15 protein-coding genes are annotated in these 18,185 nt (G+C 58.9%); 9 read left to right on the top strand and 6 right to left on the bottom strand.

Going from position 1 to position 18,185, the window contains the following annotated elements:
* Positions 1-230: 230 nt before the first annotated feature.
* The 7 genes from V6N02_RS19665 (at position 231) to V6N02_RS19635 (ending at position 9,852) form a co-directional block, all read left to right on the top strand.
* On the top strand, positions 231-1,088 hold the full coding sequence (locus V6N02_RS19665) for a LysR substrate-binding domain-containing protein (protein ID WP_371228519.1): 858 nt from the start codon (positions 231-233) through the stop codon (positions 1,086-1,088).
* Between the two features lie 616 nt (positions 1,089-1,704).
* Positions 1,705-3,744 carry an ABC transporter substrate-binding protein gene (locus V6N02_RS19660; RefSeq protein WP_371228516.1) on the top strand — a complete coding sequence of 680 codons (2,040 nt, stop codon included), beginning with the start codon at positions 1,705-1,707 and terminating at the stop codon, positions 3,742-3,744.
* Between the two features lie 116 nt (positions 3,745-3,860).
* Entirely contained in the window at positions 3,861-4,865 is a 1,005-nt protein-coding gene (locus V6N02_RS19655; RefSeq protein WP_371228514.1) for an ABC transporter permease, read from the top strand.
* 5 nt (positions 4,866-4,870) lie between these two features.
* Complete coding sequence (locus V6N02_RS19650; RefSeq protein WP_371228511.1) at positions 4,871-6,016, top strand: ABC transporter permease; 1,146 nt, start codon at positions 4,871-4,873, stop codon at positions 6,014-6,016.
* Positions 6,013-7,011 carry an ABC transporter ATP-binding protein gene (locus V6N02_RS19645; RefSeq protein ID WP_371228508.1) on the top strand — a complete coding sequence of 333 codons (999 nt, stop codon included), beginning with the start codon at positions 6,013-6,015 and terminating at the stop codon, positions 7,009-7,011. Before V6N02_RS19650 ends, V6N02_RS19645 begins: the two co-directional genes overlap by 4 nt.
* Complete coding sequence (locus V6N02_RS19640; RefSeq protein ID WP_371228506.1) at positions 7,008-8,015, top strand: ABC transporter ATP-binding protein; 1,008 nt, start codon at positions 7,008-7,010, stop codon at positions 8,013-8,015. The genes V6N02_RS19645 and V6N02_RS19640 overlap by 4 nt, the downstream gene beginning before the upstream one ends.
* 166 nt (positions 8,016-8,181) lie before the next feature.
* Positions 8,182-9,852, top strand: coding sequence for a Na/Pi cotransporter family protein (locus V6N02_RS19635; RefSeq protein WP_371228504.1), 1,671 nt, complete (start codon positions 8,182-8,184; stop codon positions 9,850-9,852).
* A gap of 184 nt (positions 9,853-10,036) precedes the next feature.
* On the opposite strand, the gene dapA is transcribed toward V6N02_RS19635, so the two are convergent.
* Complete coding sequence (dapA, locus tag V6N02_RS19630) at positions 10,037-10,912, bottom strand: 4-hydroxy-tetrahydrodipicolinate synthase (RefSeq protein WP_371228502.1); 876 nt, start codon at positions 10,910-10,912, stop codon at positions 10,037-10,039.
* On the opposite strand from dapA, the gene V6N02_RS19625 reads away from it, so the two are divergent.
* Positions 10,911-13,025 carry a lytic transglycosylase domain-containing protein gene (locus V6N02_RS19625; RefSeq protein ID WP_371228499.1) on the top strand — a complete coding sequence of 705 codons (2,115 nt, stop codon included), beginning with the start codon at positions 10,911-10,913 and terminating at the stop codon, positions 13,023-13,025. The genes dapA and V6N02_RS19625 overlap by 2 nt on opposite strands.
* 10 nt (positions 13,026-13,035) lie before the next feature.
* Here V6N02_RS19625 and V6N02_RS19620 read toward each other — a convergent pair whose 3' ends face one another.
* From V6N02_RS19620 to mnmC2, 4 genes are all read right to left on the bottom strand, one after another.
* Positions 13,036-14,196 (bottom strand): transporter family protein, encoded by a 1,161-nt coding sequence (locus V6N02_RS19620; protein WP_371228496.1) that lies wholly within the window; start codon positions 14,194-14,196, stop codon positions 13,036-13,038.
* Between the two features lie 69 nt (positions 14,197-14,265).
* The gene (locus V6N02_RS19615) at positions 14,266-14,598 is read right to left on the bottom strand and encodes a DUF2946 family protein (RefSeq protein WP_371228494.1); all 333 of its coding nucleotides are present in this window, start codon (positions 14,596-14,598) and stop codon (positions 14,266-14,268) included.
* Positions 14,599-14,723: 125 nt separating this feature from the next.
* Positions 14,724-15,590: a DMT family transporter gene (locus V6N02_RS19610; protein WP_371228491.1), complete on the bottom strand. Its 867-nt coding sequence runs from the start codon at positions 15,588-15,590 to the stop codon at positions 14,724-14,726.
* Complete coding sequence (gene mnmC2 / locus V6N02_RS19605; RefSeq protein WP_371228489.1) at positions 15,587-16,264, bottom strand: tRNA (5-methylaminomethyl-2-thiouridine)(34)-methyltransferase MnmC2; 678 nt, start codon at positions 16,262-16,264, stop codon at positions 15,587-15,589. The genes V6N02_RS19610 and mnmC2 overlap by 4 nt, the downstream gene beginning before the upstream one ends.
* A gap of 63 nt (positions 16,265-16,327) precedes the next feature.
* On the opposite strand from mnmC2, the gene V6N02_RS19600 reads away from it, so the two are divergent.
* Positions 16,328-17,359 (top strand): NAD(P)/FAD-dependent oxidoreductase, encoded by a 1,032-nt coding sequence (locus tag V6N02_RS19600; RefSeq protein WP_371228486.1) that lies wholly within the window; start codon positions 16,328-16,330, stop codon positions 17,357-17,359.
* Here V6N02_RS19600 and V6N02_RS19595 read toward each other — a convergent pair.
* Positions 17,356-18,135: an HTD2 family dehydratase gene (locus V6N02_RS19595; RefSeq protein WP_371228484.1), complete on the bottom strand. Its 780-nt coding sequence runs from the start codon at positions 18,133-18,135 to the stop codon at positions 17,356-17,358. The two genes, V6N02_RS19600 and V6N02_RS19595, sit on opposite strands and share 4 nt — an antisense overlap.
* Positions 18,136-18,185 lie beyond the last annotated feature (50 nt).

Below are 18,185 nucleotides of genomic sequence, written 5' to 3'. Positions count from 1 at the left end.
TCATCCCAACTGCCCCAGTCACGCAACATCGCCTCCTTAACTTCATAAGACGTCGTCAACGGACCAGGCGTCAGCAAATACGCCTCGCCCAATCGTGGAGAAGGTAACGGGGACTTGGTCATGAGAGGTATCCTCCGGCTGATCTCGCGGATAGAGATGGGGGCAATTGACTCATATGTAAAATCTTTGTTTTATATTGATCCATTAGTATTAGGTATAGATAACACGCCATGCGCTATAGCCAGCTTCGCGCCTTTCATCATGTCGCCTTGCATGGCGGCTTTTCCCGCGCAGCAGAGGCATTGAATCAGACTCAGCCAGCCTTGTCAGATCAGGTGCGCAAGCTTGAGCAATCCCATGACACGCTGCTGTTTCATCGCGACCACAAGCAGGTGCGCCTGACCGGGGCGGGCGAGGGCCTGTTCCGCCTCACAAAACAGTTTTTTGAGATCGAAAGCGGGATTGGCGAGTATCTGAGCCAGTCGCGTGCCTCGATCCATGGCACCTTGCGCATCGTGGCCGATTCGGCGCTGCATATCACCGATACGCTCAGCCGGTTTCGCGCCACCTACCCGGATGTGTTTGTGACGCTGCAAACCGGTAATACCGAGGACGTGGTTGCCAAGCTGCGCAACTACGATGCCGAAGTGGGCATCGTTGGCAATCTGGAATCGGGGCCAGACCTGACCACGCATCAACTGGGAGACTCGCCCATCATTGCCATCGCTGCCAGGAATTTTTTACCTAAGGGAACACGCGAAATGACCCTGTCCGCCTTGCGCGACTGGCCCCTGGTGTTTCGCGAGACCGGATCCTACACCCGCGCCGGCCTTGAGGCCGAAGCCGCCCGTCGCAAGCTGCGCCTGCGCCCCACGATCGAGGTGGACGGACGCGAAGCGATGCGCGAGGTGGTCGCCTCGGGGGCCGGCCTTGGTTTTGTCTCAGAGGCCGAATTTGGCCATGATACAAGGCTCAAGAGGGTGCCGATCACGGATCTCGACATTTCGATGACCGAAACACTGGTTTACCTCTCGGCGCGCTCGGATGTGCCGGTGATCCGGGCGTTCCTGCGCAATCTGGATGGCTGAAATCTGCATGAGCTCAGTCAAAAACCCACATTCTTGCCGTTTGCTCCCGAATTGGGCGTCCATTGAATCATTTCCGCATATATTCCCACAAAACCCACCATTCTTCTTGATCTGTCTCAGAAAAGCGGATTTGCTGCGGTCAGGGAGATTCTGGAGCGCAGCCGTATGACGGACAGTGCAAATACTTTTTTTGTGGTATTGGATCAGATCCTTTGCGATCTGACGGCACGGCAGACGGGCAGGTGTGCCCATACCGTGATTGCCACCAACGGAGCGCCAACACGGCGATGTCGCAGCGCAAGCCAATCCATATCGGCATTGGCAAACGCATCATGACACAGCAAACTGTCATTATACGGTCACATAACTTGGGCAATGAAAGCGGGCCCGGCGGGATCATATCGCCAAACAGCTTTTTCGGGGGGGGGGGAAGATACAGGCAATCACATAACCTGAAAGCAAACTTGAAACGGTCCAGCAGCAAGCCAGACATGTCGGCTACTCTGGTACCATTAGAGTCACTGATCGGGGTCCGTCTGAGACTCCGGACAGCACCAACGGGATGCATAAACGACATCCCGCAGAACCAACCTAAGTTCGACCAATAGGAGAGAAGATGAGAAAGATTTTATATAGTGGCGTGGCCCTGCTGGCACTTCCGGCAGCCGCCTATGCCAATTGCCCGGCGATTTCGGTCGCCGATATGGGGGGTATCGCTGCCGGCGCCTATCCGCATCAATTCGACCTTGTCGAATTCCAGGACGCTGCCGGGTGCACCATGGAGTTTTCCGAGCACCCCGACATCGCCAAGCTGAATGGCATGATCGTCGGCAATGGCGATCTGGCCCCCGTGGCCGAGCGTCTGCCGTCCGAGCCTTTGGTTGTCGTACCCTACGACAGCGTTGGCCAATATGGCGGCGTTCTGAACGTTCTATCGAACGCAACCGAGGCGGGCACATCCGACTTCCTGTCAGTGCGTCACGTCAACCTGGTGCGCTATTCGGATGACCTTCAGACCATCGTCCCCAACATTGCCAAGTCGTGGGAATGGAATGATGACTTCACCCAGCTGACCTTTACCTTGCGCGCAGGGCACAAGTGGTCGGATGGTGCACCGTTCACCTCGGCCGATGTCGCCTTCTGGTATGACAACCTGATGATGGACACGAATATCTTTGAGAAACCAAAGGATTACGTGCTTGTCGGCGGCGAACGCATGACGGTGGAAACACCTGATGACGTGACCGTAGTGTTCAACCTGCCCGCTCCCAAGCCGGGCCTCTTGACCCACTTTGCGACATCCTATGCGCAGGGCTTCCAGCCCAAGCATTTCCTGGGTCAGTTCCACCCCGACATCAATGCAGATGCCGACAGCCTAGCTCAGGGTATGGGTTTTGAGGATGGTTATGACGCGATCCGCGCCTATTACGGCAGCTCGGACTGGACGGACACGCCAACACCGATGTTGTCACGGCCTGAAATCGTTGGCGGTCTGCCCAAGCACACCCATCCGACGCTGGAAAGCCACATCTACATCACCGACACCACCGAAGGGCGCCGCCTTGTGGCCAACCCCTATTTCCACCAAGTGGATACGACCGGTCAACAGCTGCCTTACATTGGCGAGCAGGACGAGGTCTACATAAACGACAACGAAGTGCGGATCCTCAAGCTGGTCAACGGCGAAGTGGATTACAAATCGCAATCCGTGCGTCTGGAATCGGCCCCGCTGCTGTTGGAAAATCAGGAAGCTGGCAACTATTCTGTGCAGTTGAAGCCGACCGTGGGCATGCCCGCGTTCAGCTTTAACCTGACGTCGGAAGACCCGGCTAAGCGTGAGTTGTTCAACAACCTTGCCTTCCGCGAAGCGATGTCGATCGCGATCAACCGCGATGAGCTGAACGAGATTGCTTACTTTGGTCAGGGCACGCCCAGCCAAGTTGCACCCTTCAACCCCGAGCCGGATTTCGTTGATCCGAAATGGGCAAGCTACATGTCCGGGTTTGATCCCGACACGGCCAAGGCCAAGCTGGATGAAATCGGCATGGTCGATACCGATGGCGATGGCTTCCGCGAGTTGCCTAACGGCGACAAGGTCACTCTGAACATGCAGTTCTCCACCCAAGGCATCGCCGGTAAGGTTGTGGAACTGGTTGGCCAGAACTGGGCCGATGTGGGTGTGCAGACCACCGTTAAAGAGGTGACGCCGGACGAGTACCGCTCGGCACAATCCTCGAACAAGCTGGACGTGGGCTTGTGGCAGTACGGCGCGCCTCTGGCGATCCATCTGGGCCTGAACAGCTTCTTCCGTCCGCCGTTTGGCACCTACTTTGAGCACCGCACAGGTATGCTCTGGGGTGAGTGGCTGGACAGCGATGGTGCCACAGGTGTTGAGCCGCCTGACTATGCCAAGGCGCTGGCCGCAGACATCGACGCGTTCCAGTCGGCCGTTCCCGGCACGGACGAAAGCAACGCCCTTGGTGCGGCGCTCGTCGAGAACTTCGTGAGCAACCTGGTCATGATCGGCACCGTGAAAGCGCCCGAGCCGGTTTATTCCAGCAACAACCTCAAGAACTTCACCGAGTTCAAGACGTGGTCCTACGAGTATTACCGGACCTATCCGTACCGCGCCACACAATGGTGGCTGGACGAATAAGCACTTCTGGTGTGAAGTAGAAAAACGATCCGGGCGGAAGCTCTGCCCGGATCACAACAATCAAGACAAAGAGACACGGGGACAAACCCGCGCTCTTATCCAGACAGGGACAAAATATGCTGCAATTCAGCAAGTTCGTGGCGACAAGGGCGGTCATGGCTTTGATCACCCTGATCATCGTCTCGCTGGTCGTGTTCTCCCTGATGGAACTGGTGCCGGGGGATTGCGCCGAACGCTACCTTGCCTTCAAGAATACCCAAGGGTCGGGCATTTCGATGGCCGATATCGAAAACGAACGTATCCGCCTTGGCCTTGATAAACCGTTCCTGCAACGCTGGGGCTTGTGGATTTTCAATGCCTTCCAGGGGGATTTCGGCGACAGCTGTATCCTACGGGTCGATATTGCCCAGCTTCTTGGCGACAAGTTCTGGATTTCACTGGCGCTGTGCCTCGCCTCGCTGGCGCTGGCGTACACCATCGCGATCCCTGTCGGCATCATCGCTGCAGCATCCAGCAACGCAGTTCTGAATAACGGCCTACGCCTGTTCAGCTACCTGGGTCTGGCTTTACCAAACTTCCTGCTGGCACTGATGATCATGCTGATTGGCACTGTCTATTTTGGTGAGACGCTGACAGGGCTCTTTTCGCCCGAATTCCGCGATGCACCATGGAGTTGGGACAGGGTGGTTGATATGCTCGGTCACGCCTGGCTGCCAATTTTCATCCTTGGCTGGTCCGCGACGGCCTTTGCTCTGCAAACCGTGCGTGCGCTGATGTCGGACGAAATTGGCAAGCTTTACGTCACCGCCGCCGCGGCACGCGGGGTATCGGGGCGCAAGCTGTTGTGGCGCTACCCGGCGCGGCACGCGCTTGGCCCTATCGTTAACTCACTTGGTTTTGACCTCAACCGCATCTTCAACGAGCTTCCCATCGTGGCGCTGATCCTGACCCTGACCGAGGCCGGTGCCCTGCTGATCGAGGCGCTTGCCCGCTCGAACGATCAGCAACTGGCAGGCGCTATCATCTTCATGCTGACCGCTTCCATCGTGACGCTGAACTTCCTGACGGATGTTCTGCTGGCCGTGCTGGATCCGCGCGTACGCAAAAGCATCATCAGGTGAGCGATATGACAGATCAAACCACCATCCTTCCCGACAGCGATCAAAAGTCCAAAGAGGCGTATTTCACCGCCTCCCAAGGACAGCTGATCTGGGCCCGGTTCAAGAAACAACGCGCTGCCATGGTGGCCGCGATGGTTCTGGTTGTGCTGATCCTGTCAGGGATTTTTGCACCGTTCCTGTCACCTTATGATCCAACGATTGCGGGCAAGAACGATGAATACACCAACGGCGCGCCCCAAATCCCGCAGTTCTGCGATGATGCGGGATGTTCCTTGCGGCCCTTTGTTTACAGTGTGGAACGCGAGCGCTCGATGGCGACGAATTTCCGCTGGGTGACCAAGATCAACACTGAGGATCGCAAGTACATCCATTTCTTCGTCGAAGGCTGGGACTATAAACTGTTCGGCTTCATCTCGATGGACACGCATCTGTTCGGCGCACCGGAAGGCTTCGTACATATCTTCGGGACAGATTCCACCGGCAAGGACATCTTTTCACGTACGCTTCATGCGATCTGGACTTCAATGCAAGTCGGCTCGATTGGGGTGTTTATCGCCTTTGTCCTCGCCCTCGTGATCGGGGGGATATCAGGGTACTACGGCGGCTGGATAGACTCGGTCTTACAGATGATCACCGATGCGGTGCGAACGGTGCCCGCGATCCCACTGTTCATGGCCGTGGCCGCCTTCATGCCGCCCGAGATATCGGCCGAAGCCAGGTTCTTCTACATATCACTGATACTTGGGTTCATCGGCTGGCCCACGTTGGCGCGACGCGTGCGCACCCACCTTCTGACTGAACGCAATCAGGAATATGTGCTGGCCGCTCAGCTGTGCGGGGCATCCTCGGGCCATGTGATCCGCCGTCACCTGCTGCCCAGCTTCACCAGCTATATCATCGTCGATCTGGTGATTTCCTTCCCCTACATGGTGCTGTCAGAAACCGCGCTCAGCTTTATTGGCCTCGGCCTGAAAGACCCGGTGAACAGCCTTGGCGTCATGCTGCAAAACGTCACCAATGCCGATGTGCTGTTGAACTATCAGTGGTATTTCATCCCCGTCATTTTCTTCATCGCCCTCGTGATGGCCTTCGTCTTTGTCGGCGACGGGCTGCGTGACGCGGCTGATCCCTACTCGGATACGCATAAATGAGCGACCTGATTACCGTCCAGAACCTGACGCTGAAGTTCCGCACCGATGAGGGGCTGATCACTGCCGTTGAGGATGTCAGTTTTCGTGTCCGCAAGGGCGAGGTAATGGGGCTGGTGGGCGAGTCGGGCTCGGGCAAGTCGGTGACGGCCAAGGCGCTGATGCATCTCAATGCCAAGAACGCCGTCTACACGCCCGAAAGCAAAATCATCCTGCACACCGATGAGGGCGAGGTAGATGTACTGGCCCTGCGCAAAGCGTCGGAGATGAAGGTTGTGCGTGGCGGTGCGATCTCGATGATCTTTCAGGAACCGATGGCCAGCTTCGCGCCCGCCATTTCCATCGGCAAACAGATGATCGAACAGCTGATGCTGCACTCGGACATGACCAAAGCGCAGGCCAAGACCCATTCCATTGAAATGCTGGACCGAGTCGGTATTTCCGATCCGCATAAACGCGTTGATCAATTTGCCTTCGAACTGTCCGGCGGCATGCGCCAGCGGGCGATGATTGCCATGGCCCTGTCGACCCAGCCCAAACTGTTGATCGCGGACGAGCCGACCACAGCGCTGGATGTGACCATTCAGGCGCAGGTGATCGACCTGATGAAAGATCTTGTGACCGAGTTCGACATGGGCATCATCTTTATCACCCACGATCTGGGCGTGGTGGCACAGACCGCCGATTACGTTTCGGTCATGTATCTGGGCCGGTTGATCGAAAAGGGCCCCGTGCGCGAAGTGATCCGCGATCCGCGCCACCCCTATACGCAAGGGTTGATCGCCGCGCTGCCCAAGCTGGATGATCTGGAAAGCCCGTTGACCCCGGTTCCGGGTGATATCCCTTCGCCCCTGGAGCGCCCTGCGGGCTGTGTCTTTAACACGCGCTGCTCGAAAATCGTCGGTGATCAATGCATGAGTGAGCTGCCGGCAGACGTAAAAGTAGACCCCGTGCACCGGGTGGCCTGCCATATCTACAAGGAAGAGGGTCAGGCATGAGCAACGACATGATCATCTCGGCCCGCGACCTGTCGGTTGGTTTCCAGATCGGCAAGGGGATTTTCAACAAACATATCCTCAAGGCGGTGGATGGAGTCAGCGTTGATATTGAGGCCGGCTCGTTCTTTGGCCTCGTCGGTGAAAGCGGATCGGGCAAGACCACCTTGGGCCGCGCCTTTCTCAAGGCCGTGCCAATCACCAATGGCACCGCCACCTATGACGATGGAGAGGTCACGCTGGACTTGGCCACGCTGGATGGGTCCGATCTCAAGGATTACCGCAAGCGCGCGCAGTTGATCTTTCAGGATCCCTACGCCGCCCTGTCGCCCCGCATGACCGTCCGCGATATCATCGCCGAACCGCTTGAGGTGATGGGCCTGACGAACTCACGCGCTGAAACCGACGAACGCGTGCGCGAGATCGCCGCCAAATGCCGGTTGAATCTGGAACACCTGCGCCGTTTCCCACACGCCTTTTCCGGCGGGCAACGTCAGCGGATTTCCATCGCCCGCGCGCTGGTCTCTGGCCCTAAATTCGTGGTGGCGGATGAAAGCGTCGCGGCGCTCGATGTCTCGATTCAAGCCGATGTTCTCAACCTGCTGAAAGAGCTGCAGCGCGATCTGGGCATCACTTTCATGTTCATCAGCCACGACCTGTCGGTCGTCGCCCATACCTGCGATCATGTGGCGGTGATGTATCTGGGTCGTCTTGTCGAAAGCGCGCCCACGCGGCAACTTTTCGAGGCCCCGCGCCATCCCTATACCAAGGCGCTGTTTTCGGCCATTCCATCGCTTGATCCGGACGATGACAAGTCGGCGCAAAAGCTGGATGGCGAAATCCCGTCGCCAACCAATCAGCCGCCAGGCTGCAAGTTCCATACCCGCTGCCCTTTCGCGATTGATCGCTGCAAAACCGAAGAACCCAAGCTGGAACACGCCGATGGCACGGGCCACGAGGTTGCCTGCCATCGCTGGGTTGAGTTGATGGAACAGCACGCCCTTTAACGGAATTATTTTAGCAGGATTTTGCGCCCTATACGCAGTGTGATTGTGCCGGAAGCTCAAATCGTATATTATATGTATATACGTTTTCGCTTGCATCCGTGCGATAATATTGCTTTAATTGGTGAAATTTGCCCTCGCGCGTAAAAAAACAGATAAACCCACAGGCATGCCCATACTCGATTTTATCATACACCTTGCAGGGGCCACCATGCTGTTGCTCTTCGCTGTTCGCATGGTCCGCACCGGGATCGAGCGCAGTTATGGCAACCATTTCCAAAGCTTGATGACACGCCGGGCGGCTCCTCTGAGTTCGGCGGGGATCGGGCTTGGCATGGCAGTTGTGCTGCAAAGCTCGGCCGCCGTTGCCCTGCTCAGCGCCGGATTTGCGGGCAGTGGGGCGCTATCGTTTGGCGCGGGCCTTGCCATCGTGCTGGGCGGCGATCTGGGCTCGGCGCTGGTGGTGCGGCTGTTGTCCTTTCCATTGGATTGGCTGGTGCCAGTACTGCTGACGGTGGGCGGTTGGCTGTTTATCAAATCTGAAACCCGCAAATGGCGCCAGATGGGGCGTATCCTGATGGGCATCGCCTTTATCCTGATCGCCCTGCAATTTCTGCGCGCGGCCATGGATCCTATTCGCGACAGCGCCTTTCTGCCTGCCATCGCCGACTACCTGACCCAGGACTTCATAACCGCCTTCATCGTCGGCGGGGTTCTGGCTTTTGTGATGCATTCCTCTGTTGCCGCAATCCTGATGTGCGTCACGCTGGTGCAGATCGGCGCCCTCCCCTTTGAGGCGGGCTTGTCCTTGCTGCTGGGTGCCAATATGGGTGGGGCACTGATCCCGATCTGGCTCGCCCGCAGCATGAACGCAGCCGCGCGGCGTATACCCTTGGCAAATCTGATTGTCCGGGGCGGATGGGCCATCACAGCCTTGCTGGCAATCAACCTGTTGCCTACCGCCGATCTATTGACGACCTACGGCAGCGGCCCTGCGCTGATCTACGCGCATATCGCCTTCAACGCAGCACTTTTGCTAATCGCTCTGCCGCTTCTGACCGCACTTGACCAGCTCACCCAGGTCCTGCTGCCTGACGACGCGGATGCGCAGGACAACATCCTGACAGCCCCTCAATCCGCTCTCGATCCGGATGACACTGACACGCCATCCCTTGCGCTCGCCAACCTCAAACGCGAGGTGCTCCGGATGAGTGGGCTTTTGGAAGACATGTTCACCCCATTGCTCAGCCTCTATGACAAAGATGACCCGGACCGCATCAAGGCTCTGTGCGCCGCCGATATCGAGGTCAACAAGTGCTTGTCGGGCATCAGGGATTATGCGGCCTCCTTGCCAAGAGACACCTACAGCAAGGCGGAAAAACGCAACGCACGCGAGATGGTGGATTACGCCATCAGCCTTGAAAGCGCAGGCGATGTGATCGCCCACCGCTTTACCAAGCTGGCTGAAGAATTCCACCAGACAGGCGCGCAGTTCAGCCACGAAGGTTGGCAGGAAATCTGTGCACTTCATGCCAACATCACCAATAACCTGCGATTGGCCAGCAACGTGTTGGTTTCTGACGATCTGGAAAGCGCGCGCCTGTTGAACCTTGAAAAGGAAGAGGTGAAGCGCGCCGAACGGCATAGCCGCAAACGCCATGTCAAACGCCTGCAGAAGGGGACGCGAAACAGCGCCGAAACCAGTGATGTCCATTTGGAAACCCTCGTCGCCCTGCGCGAGTTCAACCGACATATCTCGGCCGTGGCCCATCCGATCCTGATGCAGAACGGCCAACTGCTGGAAACCCGCCTGATCGACGCTTTACCAGAGGCCGGATAGCGCCACAGGTTTCTTCTTGCCAGAAATATCCCCGCCGGAGGCTGCGCGACCGCACCACAAGACCAACCTGCACATTGCACGTCACATCGCAACTCGAGCCGAGGCGGGCGGCAAAGCCGGAAAACGATACAGCAAGCGCGCAGCCTCGCTGCGCTCCTTCAGGTCAAACCAGTATCGGCTCGGATCAGTTCAGCAAACCCGCATGGCGCAGGGCGTCATCGACCAGCCCCTTGGTCTCGTCCGTCAGCCCCGTCAGGGGCGAGCGCACTTCATCGCTGCACAGCCCCAATCGCGACATAGCGTATTTTGCCCCAACCAAGCCCGGCTCGGTAAAGATCGCCTTGTGCAGTGGCATCAGGCGGTCCTGATACTCCAGCCCTTTGGCAAAATCACCTGCCAGGGTTGCCTCCTGGAATTCAGAACACAGCCGGGGTGCCACATTCGCCGTCACCGAAATACAGCCGATCCCACCATGGGCATTGAACCCCAATGCCGAAGCATCCTCGGCCGAAAATTGCAGAAAATCCGTGCCACAGGTGCGACGTTGATCGCTGACCCGCACCATATCGGCGGTGGCATCCTTGACCCCGATGATCCGGGGCAGCTTGGCCAGTTCGCCCATCGTCTCAGGCGTCATATCAACGACCGAGCGGCCCGGAATATTGTAGATGAAGATCGGCAAGTCACAGCACTCATGCAGGGCCGTGTAATGCGCGACAAGTCCCCGTTGTGTGGGCTTGTTGTAATAGGGCGTCACCACCAGCGCGGCATTGGCCCCGACCTTGTGGGCGTGCTGCATCAGGCGCATGGACTCGGCGGTGTTGTTGCTACCGGCCCCGGCAATCACCGGCACCCGGCCCGCTGCGGCGCGCACCACTTCTTCGACCACGATATCATGCTCTTCGTGGCTCAGCGTGGGGCTTTCGCCGGTTGTGCCCACGGGAACCAGCCCATGGCTACCCTCGGAGATATGCCACTCGACAAGGTGTTTGAGCGTATCAAGATCCAGTTCACCGTTCTTGAACGGCGTGACCAGGGCAGGAAAAGATCCTCTGAACATGATACGCTCCTTTGCTGTTTCATCTCTCGGCGCGATGCGCGTTACCAGCGATCCCTCGCCCGTCTGCCACGTTTGTGAATGGACGATCCCGGCCTGCGCACCTAAGTTTCCAAGTGTCTATCCTTTGACTTGGCTGGAAATGCAAGAGATGTTGCGCGCCCTATTGGTGGTTTTGATGGTGTTTGGCACGCCCTTGCCCCTGCTGGCAGAGGATGTGCCACGCATTGCGCCCCGCCCTTTGGCCAGTGCACTGCACGCCATGCAAGACGGTCGGTGGGAAGCCGCGCGCGCCTTGGCTGCTCGGGATGGCCCCGCCGCCAGCACCCTGATCGATTGGCATTACTTCAGCGCAGGACTCGGCACACCGGATCAGGTTTTGACCTTCCTGCGCGATCATACCGACTGGCCCGGCCTTGCTGCCCTGCGCAAACGCAGCGAGGAAAAACTGGCCGAGGAAGGCAGCATCGAGCAAATCCTCGCCTTCTACGAAGACTACGCCGCCCAAACCGGCACCGGCGCACTCAGCCACGCCACCGCGCTTCTGGCCAAGGATCAGTTGGGCGAGGCCGAAGCCACGCTGGTGCTGGCCTGGCGCAGCATGGATCTGAGCACAGAAGAGCATGCCGCCTTCATGGCCGCTGATCCCGAACTGCTGGCCCCCCATCACGAAGCGCGCCTCGACATGACTCTCTGGCGGGGCCTGCGCGATGTCGAACTGATGCTACCGCTGGTTTCAGACGAAAAACGCGCGCTGGCGCAGCTCCGCCAAAAGCTGGATAGCCGCGTGCGGATGAGTGATGACGAGTTGGACGCGGTGACCGAGGCACAACGCCGGGATCCGGGCATCGCGCATGCGCTGTTCAACCGCTACATCCGTGGCGATGCCGACAAGGCAATTGATCTGGCCATCGCCCAAAGCCGGATCGAGGGGGGCCTTGGTCAGCCCGCGAAATGGGCGGGATGGCGGCGCGCCTTGGCACGCGATCTGATGCGCGATGGCAAGGCCCAGCGGGCCTATGATCTGGCCTCGGTGCATCAATTGGCGGAAGGGTCCGCCTATTCCGATCTGGAATGGCTGTCGGGCTATCTTGCCCTGACCTATCTCGACGATCCTGACTTGGCGCTGGATCACTTCCAACGGTTCCGGGCGGCTGTTGCCTCGCCCATTTCTCTGGGACGCGCCGGGTATTGGATTGGCCGCGCCCTGGAGGCCATGGAAGATGACGAGGCAGCGCAACTGGCCTATGCGCAGGGGGCCACGTATCAAACCAGCTTCTATGGTCTTCTGTCCGCCGAGCGCGCCAACATGCCACCTGATCGCACCCTCTCCGGTACCGAATTGTTTCCTCCTTTCCAGGGTTCCGAGCTGGCGCAATCCGATGTGGTTCAGGCCGCCATTCTGGCATTGGCCGCCGGACGGCCCAATCTGGCGGAACGATTCATCACCCATCTCGGCGCCAGCCTCAGTCGCGATGAAATCGGACAGTTGGGCAAAGCGCTGGATGAGATGGGCGAATCTCACTTGCAGGTCATGCTGGGCAAGGCCGCGGCCCGTCGCGGTATTATTGTCGCAGCGCCATATTATGCCCTGCATCCAATGTCAGATATAGCGCTGCCGGTTCCGGCCGAGCTGTCCCTGTCCATCGCCCGACGCGAAAGCGAATTTGACCCCATAGTGGTCAGCGGCGCAGGGGCGCAGGGGTTGATGCAGGTAATGCCCGGTACCGCCCGTGACGTAGCCCGCGATCTGGGGTTGGATCATGAACCCTCGCGCGTACTGTCAGACTGGGAATATAATGCCCGGCTGGGCGCGACCTATCTGGCCCAGATGGCAGACAAGTTTGATGGCAACATCATCATGATCTCGGCGGCCTACAACGCGGGGCCGTCGCGCCCACCGCAATGGATCGAGCGGTTTGGCGACCCGCGCAAGCCGGGGGCGATGGATATCGTGGATTGGATCGAACACATCCCGTTTCGCGAAACCCGCAATTACGTGATGCGCGTGGCCGAAAGCCTCGTGATTTATCGCGCGCGGTTGGGCAAAGAACCCCACCCCGTGCCATTCAGCGCCGAACTGACGGGCGCCACCATAGCGCCCGCCCCCCATTGATTAAGAACGCTCAGAAGGCTTTGGTCCAGCCGAGCGTCAGGGTCCAGTCGGTCTCCATTTGCGGGCCATTCAGATTCTGATAAACCGGCACACCGGCCTCGATCCCGAAACGGTGCCCACGCAGGGCCCCCTTCTGACCAACCAGATTGACCCCGGCATAAAGCGTGACGGTATCGCCGCCGTAATTCAGCGGATCGGCCGTTTGCACCGGCCCCATGATCAGAGGATCGCGACCGTCAATCGTGCCGACACTCTTGGCTTCAATCCGACCTGTCAGGCTGAAACCCGGCTTGGGTTGGTAGCTGGCCCACAGGCTGCCAGCCACTTCATCGCCCAGCGAGTAACCTTCGTCGTTGCTGCCCAGGCGGATCACGCCACGCAACTGCGCGCCATACCCAAAATCTCCGCTATGGCCCATGTATGTAAGCCCCGGCATCAAATCATAAGTGCCCGAACCAAGCTGCATCGCGTAAGGCAGGCGGATTGTCGGACGCATTCCCATCGGCGTCAGAACCTGGCCAGTTTCGGTGATCGAGCCGGTCGGCAGGCTAAGACCAATATTGAAGTTCAACTTATGATTACCCTGACTCATCACCCCGACAAGCGCCGAGACTTTCACGTCACCAATCCCTTCCGTTGAGGTGTGAAATCCACCGAGAACTGTGGTCCCTGCCCCACCCATATAGGTCAGGTGGTTCATGGATTTCTCGATATAGGGCACCATCGCCATCAGGGTCACCCGGTCACTGGCGGCATACATCGCGCCAAACATATGCATGTCCATGGTCATGTCCGTTGGCACAATGCGCAGCGTGGGCGGTTGCCCCGGCATGCCAAAAAAACTGTTGGGGATCGTCGTCGCGATCAGATCGTTTGGCACGTTAGATGACCCAATGCGATTGCCTGCCATATCCATGCGCATAAAACGATAGGACAGCATGACGCCGCCCTTCTTGTGGGCATGATCCCCCATCACACCGATTGGCCCGGGTATATGTCCGGCATGGCCCATCGCACCGTGATCCATACCGGCGTGGTCCATCATCTGGTGGCCTTCATGCCCGCTGTGATCGGCCATCGTGGCGGTTTCCATGGACTGCGCCATAGCGGTTGTTGCGCCGACCGACAGCCCCGCGCTCAGCATGAGCGCGCTGAATATCTTGAACGTCATTTTCACTATCCTTGCTTCGGAACCGTCGTTGAGGCGGCCCGTATTTCTGACTTGTCTTTTGAGAGGAGATCAGCCCAGCAAGGGGGGCGCGCGGGATTGGTTGTCGGTCGCACGTGTCAAACTGGCTGGCGCGACATCACCGATGGTGGACGATAGTTCGGTCACGATCAATGACCGGGGTGGCGCAATACTCAGTTCGGCCAGCGCAACCACGCTGGTGATACTGAAGAATGGGCAGGCGATGCTCGGGGCGTCCTCGCCCACCGGCTGGCCGTCTTCCATCGACACGTAAACGATCTGTCCGCCCGTGCAGATCGCCATCAATCCCGGCGCGGGGGCCGCCATGATCACTGGGGCGGCCACGATCCGCAATGCAAGGGTCATGGCAAGGATCAGGGCCATTGCCCCTTTCCATCCACACTTCACCTGACATCCCCAGCTACGCATCACGACCCCTCGTTTGCAGTCTGCTTAGGATGGCTTGGAGGGGGTCGCCTTGACGTAAGTCATATCAGATTGCCGTGGCCCTACCCGGCGCGTCGTTGTCGCCACAGGGTAAACAGGCCCGCCCCCACGATCATCGCTGCCCCGAGCGCTACGTTCAGCTGCACCGTTTCACCGAACACCGTTATGCCGATCACACTGACAAACATCAGTTGCAGATAGGCAAAGGGTTGAACCGCGCTAGCCTCGGCCACCTCGTAACACTTGATCAAAGTGTAATGCCCCAGTGCTCCGGTTATGCAGAGCGCACCCATCCACACCCAATCCGATGCGATCATCGGCTCCCAAAACCAGACGCCAACGCAAGTGACCGCCAAGGACCCCACTATGCCGGTCCAGAAAAAGCTGGTCGCGGCACTGTCCTTGCGCGCCACGTAGCGGGTCAGCAGGCCATAGACAGCAAACATCAAGGCGGCCATCAGGGGTACCACTGCCTCGATCTGGAACACCCCGAATCCGGGTCGCAGAATGACAATTACACCGATAAATCCGACCCCGATCGCCACCCATCTGCGCCATCCCACATGCTCGCCCAGGATAGGGCCGGAAAGGGCCGCTATCAGCAATGGGTAACAGGCAAACACCGCATGGCTTTCCACCAGCCCCAACAGGGTAAAGCCAAGCACCATCACGCAGATCTCGGCCACCAGCAACACTGCGCGAAACGCCTGTAGAAAAGGTTGTTTGGTTGCCGCAGCGGCCCGCACGCCCCCTGCCTTACGGCTGGCCACGGCAATCACGAAGGCCGCAAAAAACCAATAGCGGATCATCACCACCATATAGACGTTGTATTCCCCCGCCAGGTGGCGCGAGATGCCATCCTGCACCGCAAAAACGAAGGTCGTCGCGACCATCAGCCAGATGCCAAGGCGGGTGTCTTGTTCGGTCATGGGTTGGGCTTTCTGGCGGTGGTCATGTGCCGTTTACGGCCATAGCCCGGCTGCCGGGTCACGTCAAAACCTGCCTCGGCCAATCCACGCCGCACAAACCCCGCTGCTGTATAGGTCGCGGCCGTGCCGCCGATAACCGTGTGCGCACCCACCTCGGCCATCAAATCCGCATCCCACAATTCGGGGTTCTTGGCCGGGGAAAATCCGTCGAGATACCACGCATCGGCCAGCCCGTCCCACACCGGCAAGGTCTGACGGGCATCACCGATGATCAGGTGCAATTCGAAGTCCGGGCCGTGAATGAGCGGCGTCAGTGTGGCTGTGTCGGCGTCGCCCTCAAACACGTCAATCGGCAGGTCGGGAAACACCCGCACCGCGCGCGGCAAATCTTCCATCGCCATCGGAAAGGCTTCAAAACTGGTGAAACTCAGTTTGCCTTGCGTTCCGTGATCGCGAAACGCCTTCAGCGTGGTCAGAAAATTTAAACCTGTCCCGAAACCCAGTTCGGCCACGTGAAATCCATTACGGAACCGCGCGGGCAAGCCGTTACCGGCCAGAAAAACATGGCGCGTTTCCTCCAGCCCGTTCTCAAGGCTGAAATACGGGTCGTCAAACCGGGTCGAGACCGGCACATCGCCATCGCGCCAGTCCAGCTCTGCCCGCTGGTCCTGCATCCGTCAATCCTCTAAACGTGGAGTCACTCACCGCGACCATGCAGAGGAGCGCGCGTTTTGGCAATGCCAGATGTCACAGTGATGGGCGCCGGAATTTTTGGCCTCTCGATCGCGTGGTCCTGCCAATCGCTGGGCGCGAAAGTGCAGGTGATCGATCCGGGCGGGCCGGGCGCGGGGGCCTCGGGCGGGATCGTCGGGGCACTGGCTCCGCATGTGCCGGAAAACTGGAACGACAAGAAAGCGTTTCAATTTGACAGCCTGATCATGGCAGAAACCTTCTGGCGCGATGTCGAACAGGTCTCGGGCATCTCACCGGGCTATGCCCGACTGGGACGGTTGCAGCCCATCGCGGATGAACATGCTTTGACATTGGCCAAGGCCCGGGCTGAAACAGCCAAGGCGCTGTGGCAAGGCAAGGCCGACTGGACCGTGGTGCGCGCCGAGGACCACGATTGGGCGCCGCTTTCCCCTTCCGGCTGGCTGATTCACGATACGCTCAGCGCCCGGATGCATCCACGCCGTGCCTGCGCATCGCTGGCCGCGGCCATCACGGCGCGGGGGGGCGATATCCTACCCTCGGGCACCGCCAGAGGACGGGTGATTTGGGCCACCGGTGTCGCTGGCCTGGAAGAACTGACGGCCAGCCATACCCGGATCGTCGGCAATGGGGTCAAAGGCCAGGGCGCGTTGCTGCATTTCCCAGCCCATGATCTGCCACAGCTTTTTGCCGATACGGTTCACATCGTCCCACACGAGGATGGCACCGTCGCCATCGGCTCGACCAGCGAACGCGACTATGACAACCCAAGCACGACAGATGCCCGGTTAGACGATGTGATCGAAACGGCCATGCGTGCCGTCCCGCTGCTGCATGGTGCACGGGTGGTGGAACGCTGGGCCGGGTTGCGCCCGCGCACCCGATCCCGCGCCCCAATGCTGGGCGCCCACCCGCTGCATAAAGGCGCGTTCATCGCCAATGGCGGTTTCAAGATCGGCTTTGGCATGGCCCCGAAAGTGGGGCAAGTCATGGCGCGACTGATATTGGAAGGGCAGGACGATATCCCCGAAGGGTTCCGCCCGGAGGCATCGTTCTAACCTGCCTCGGCCTCAAGGCATTGTCGCCCATCAGGGCCTCGCACCCACATCCGGCCCTCGTTCCAGCACAGCTCGGCAATTTCGTAATCCATCAGCGGGGCCGTGGCACGAAACCGAAAGCTGTTCAGCTTGCCCATCCGACGCTCCGCCATTTGCATCAGCAGCTGGGCCAGTAATGGACCATGGACCACCAGCCCGTCATAGCCTTCCACATCCCGCGCATAGTCGCGGTCATAGTGGATGCGATGACCATTGAAAGTCAGCGCCGAATAGCGAAACAGCAAGGTCGTATTGAAACTGGCAGTTTCGCATTGTGTCTCATCCGTTGCTGCCAGCGGCGGTACCGGCCTGGGTGCCGTCAGATCGGGATCTTCACGATAAACCACGTCTTGCCAGTCGGTCACGCATAGCCGCCCGTCCTGCCATATCTCGTGGCGCAGAGTGACAAAGGCCAGAGGCCCGGTACGCCCGGTCTTGCGTGTGGCCCTTTCACAGACCGAACGTTTCTCGGCGTCTAGGCCAACGCGCAAGGCTGCGTGAAACTCCAACCGTCCGCCGGCCCACATGCGACGTGGCAATCCCATCTCAGGGATCAAACCACCAAGCTTTGGATGGCCATCCCGTCCCAAGCGTTCAGGCGGTTGCGGCTCCCAGAAGTAAAGCTGGTGGAAAAAGGCAGGCAATACATCACCGGCCGTGATTTGCGGTGTCTGACCCAAAGTCGCCTGCATTGCACGGGCACGGTCCGGGTCCATCACGTCGCGGATGGTTTGCATCTGTTCCCTCATGGCGGCAAGCTAGGCCTGAAGTCATGGAGGAACAAGAC

Origin of the sequence: Roseovarius conchicola, from assembly GCF_041403425.1 — a bacterium.
GTDB classification, from domain to species: Bacteria; Pseudomonadota; Alphaproteobacteria; order Rhodobacterales; family Rhodobacteraceae; genus Roseovarius; species Roseovarius conchicola.
Note: the sequence above shows the minus strand (reverse complement) of the source record. Positions and strands in the feature narration are given on the sequence as shown.

Excerpts from the sequence above, each read along its gene's own strand:
- V6N02_RS19595 (WP_371228484.1), bottom strand. The coding sequence starts at position 18,135 with ATGCAAACCATCCGCGACGTGATGGACCCGGACCGTGCCCGTGCAATG.
- V6N02_RS19645 (WP_371228508.1), top strand. The coding sequence starts at position 6,013 with ATGAGCGACCTGATTACCGTCCAGAACCTGACGCTGAAGTTCCGCACC.
- V6N02_RS19655 (WP_371228514.1), top strand. The coding sequence starts at position 3,861 with ATGCTGCAATTCAGCAAGTTCGTGGCGACAAGGGCGGTCATGGCTTTG.
- V6N02_RS19610 (WP_371228491.1), bottom strand. The coding sequence starts at position 15,590 with ATGACCGAACAAGACACCCGCCTTGGCATCTGGCTGATGGTCGCGACG.
- dapA (WP_371228502.1), bottom strand. The coding sequence starts at position 10,912 with ATGTTCAGAGGATCTTTTCCTGCCCTGGTCACGCCGTTCAAGAACGGT.
- V6N02_RS19625 (WP_371228499.1), top strand. The coding sequence starts at position 10,911 with ATGATACGCTCCTTTGCTGTTTCATCTCTCGGCGCGATGCGCGTTACC.
- V6N02_RS19620 (WP_371228496.1), bottom strand. The coding sequence starts at position 14,196 with ATGACGTTCAAGATATTCAGCGCGCTCATGCTGAGCGCGGGGCTGTCG.
- V6N02_RS19615 (WP_371228494.1), bottom strand. The coding sequence starts at position 14,598 with ATGGCCCTGATCCTTGCCATGACCCTTGCATTGCGGATCGTGGCCGCC.
- mnmC2 (WP_371228489.1), bottom strand. The coding sequence starts at position 16,264 with ATGCAGGACCAGCGGGCAGAGCTGGACTGGCGCGATGGCGATGTGCCG.
- V6N02_RS19600 (WP_371228486.1), top strand. The coding sequence starts at position 16,328 with ATGCCAGATGTCACAGTGATGGGCGCCGGAATTTTTGGCCTCTCGATC.
- V6N02_RS19635 (WP_371228504.1), top strand. The coding sequence starts at position 8,182 with ATGCCCATACTCGATTTTATCATACACCTTGCAGGGGCCACCATGCTG.
- V6N02_RS19640 (WP_371228506.1), top strand. The coding sequence starts at position 7,008 with ATGAGCAACGACATGATCATCTCGGCCCGCGACCTGTCGGTTGGTTTC.
- V6N02_RS19650 (WP_371228511.1), top strand. The coding sequence starts at position 4,871 with ATGACAGATCAAACCACCATCCTTCCCGACAGCGATCAAAAGTCCAAA.
- V6N02_RS19660 (WP_371228516.1), top strand. The coding sequence starts at position 1,705 with ATGAGAAAGATTTTATATAGTGGCGTGGCCCTGCTGGCACTTCCGGCA.
- V6N02_RS19665 (WP_371228519.1), top strand. The coding sequence starts at position 231 with ATGCGCTATAGCCAGCTTCGCGCCTTTCATCATGTCGCCTTGCATGGC.